Here is a 2,570-nt window from a genome sequence, read left to right on the forward strand (position 1 = left end):
CCTGACCGTGGTCCGCGGCGGCTGACGGGGCCCCGGAAGCCGGCGCACGAGGAGGGCCCGACCCCGCTGGTCGCGGGATCGGGCCCTTCGTCTCAGTCGAGTTCGGCCGACGCGTGCTCGACCGAAACATGCTCGGCTACGGAGTGGTCACTCCTGGCGACGGTGGTTGCCGCGCGGACCGGACTCGACGCCGGCCTTGACGGCCTCGCACAGCCCCTGGTCGACGGCCGCCCAGTAGGCGTACACGCGCTCGAGGAGCTCGGTCTCCGAGGGGTCGATCTTGCTCACGTGACCGGCGATGTTGGACGCCAGACGCTCGCGGGCCGCGTCGTCGAGGACCTCCCGGTAGAGCGTCGTGGCCTGCGCCTGGTCGGTGTCGTCGGAGTGCGGCGAGACGTCCCCGCGGTAGATCTCCGAGCCCTTGGTGTCCCAGTCACCGAAGTCGAACGCCTTGGCCGGGTCCGCGACCGGGCCGTCGAGGGTGTTGGGGGCGTACTCGGCCTGCGCCGGGTGCGGGAACTCGTACTGCATGGCGCCCTCCTTGGAGTAGGAGTTCACCGGCGAGAGCGGTCGGTTGACCGGCACCTGCTGGTAGTTGGCGCCGATGCGGTAGCGCTGGATGTCCGGGTACGCGAAGACACGGCCGAGGAGCATCTTGTCGGGCGAGAAGCCGATGCCCTTGACGATGTTGGTCGGCGCGAACGCCGCCTGCTCGATCTGGGCGTGGTGGTTCTGCGGGTTCCGGTTCAGCGTCATGGTGCCGACCTTGCGCAGCGGGTAGTCCTTCTGCGACCAGACCTTGGTGAGGTCGAACGGGTTGAAGCGGTAGGTCTCCGCCTCGTCGAAGGGCATCACCTGGACGTGCAGGTCCCACGACGGGAACTCGCCCTTGGCGATGGACTCGTAGAGGTCCTGACGGTGGTAGTCGGCGTTCTCACCGGCGAGCTTGTCGGCCTCGTCCTGGGTGAGGAAGTCGATGCCCTGGTTGGTCTTGAAGTGGAACTTGACCCAGTGGCGCACACCCTCGGCGTTGATGAACTGGTAGGTGTGCGAGCCGAACCCGTCCATGTTGCGCCAGGTGGCCGGGATGCCGCGGTCGCCCATGAGCCAGGTGACCTGGTGGGTCGACTCGGGGCTCAGGGTCCAGAAGTCCCACTGCATGGCGTGGTTGCGCAGGCCGGAGGCGTTCTTGCGGCGCTGCGAGTGGATGAAGTCCGGGAACTTGAGGGCGTCGCGGACGAAGAAGACCGGCGTGTTGTTGCCGACCATGTCGTAGTTGCCCTCGTCGGTGTAGAACTTCAGCGCGAAGCCGCGCGGGTCACGCCAGGTGTCGGGGCTGCCCTTCTCGCCGGCGACGGTGGAGAAGCGGGCGAGCATGGGGGTCGTGACGCCCTGCTGGAACAGGCCTGCGCAGGTGATGTCCGAGACGTCCTCGGTGGTGACGAACTCGCCGAAGGCGCCCGAGCCCTTGGCGTGGGGCAGACGCTCCGGGACGTTCTCGCGGTTGAAGTGGGCGAGCTTCTCGATGAGGTAGAAGTCGTGGATCGGCTGCGGACCCAGCTCGCCCAACCGGGCGCTGAACTCGTCGCTCGGTACCGGCTGGCCACTGTCGGTGGTGGTGGCGGACTTGGGCTGGAAGTCGCGTACGCCTCGGTCGGCGGGATGCGTGGTCACGTCTGGTGCTCCTCGTTGTGGTGGGGTGATGGGCGATGTGGTCTGGGTCTCAGTCTTAACCGAGCCGGGCACGGCCCGCCTGACATTCGGGACATGTGCCCCAGTAGTTGACCTCGGCCTCGTCGATCTGGAAGCCGTGATCGTGGTCCGCCTGTAGGCAGGGCGCATGCCCTACCGCGCATTCGACATCCTCGATCCGGCCGCACTGCCGGCACACGAGGTGGTGGTGGTTGTCCCCCGTGCGGCGTTCGTACCGGGCCGGCGAGCCGGCCGGTTCGATGCGCCGCATGAGTCCGACGTCGGTGCACACACGCAGCGCGTCGTAGACGGTCTGCGTGGACACCGCGCCCAGCCGCTCCCGGACCAGTACCGCGACGTCCTCCGCCGCGATGTGGGGACGACTGTCGACGACGGCGAGGACCGCCAACCGGGGAGAGGTGACCCTCAACCCGGCTGTCCGGAGCAGCGCTCCCGGATCCTCCATCTGCGTCGTCATGGGCCTCACCCTAGCCGACTTTCTGGAACTGGTCCAGAAAAGGACTGGTTCCGCTTTGGTAACGATGTCGGCCCCGTCGCAGCTGCCCCCCCAGACGCCGTCGTACCCGCCGACTAGGCTGATCCGCGACGCCGAACCCGCAGGAGGACGCCATGACGGAAACCGCCACCGGACCGGTCGTATGCGGCTACGACGGTTCGCGGGACGCCCGCCGGGCCGTGGCCTGGGCCGCGAACTGGGCACGCGACCACGACGCGGGGCTCGAGGTGATCTCGGCCGACCGCGCCGTCGGACGCGTGGTGGCCTTCGACGAGACCGCCCGCGCCAACGTCGAGGGAGCCATGCGGGACCAGCTCACCGACCTCGTCGGACAGGTCCCGGCGACCTACCGCGTGGTCGC

The 2,570-nt window shown here is 68.4% G+C and carries 3 protein-coding genes; 1 reads left to right on the forward strand and 2 read right to left on the reverse strand.

Annotated features, from left to right (window positions below):
• Window positions 1–147: 147 nt before the first annotated feature.
• Entirely contained in the window at window positions 148–1,674 is a 1,527-nt protein-coding gene (locus G6018_RS02030) for a catalase (protein WP_179524388.1), read from the reverse strand.
• Between the two features lie 55 nt (window positions 1,675–1,729).
• A complete protein-coding gene (locus tag G6018_RS02035; RefSeq protein WP_182638582.1) occupies window positions 1,730–2,170 on the reverse strand; it encodes a Fur family transcriptional regulator in 441 nt (146 codons plus the stop codon).
• A 152-nt stretch (window positions 2,171–2,322) separates the two neighbouring features.
• Between G6018_RS02035 and G6018_RS02040 the strand changes: the two genes are divergently transcribed.
• The coding region (locus tag G6018_RS02040) for a universal stress protein (RefSeq protein ID WP_347237769.1) at window positions 2,323–2,570 on the forward strand (248 nt) is incomplete at its 3' end.

It is taken from the genome of Dietzia sp. DQ11-44 (assembly GCF_014145205.1).
Lineage (GTDB): Bacteria > Actinomycetota > Actinomycetes > Mycobacteriales > Mycobacteriaceae > Dietzia > Dietzia natronolimnaea.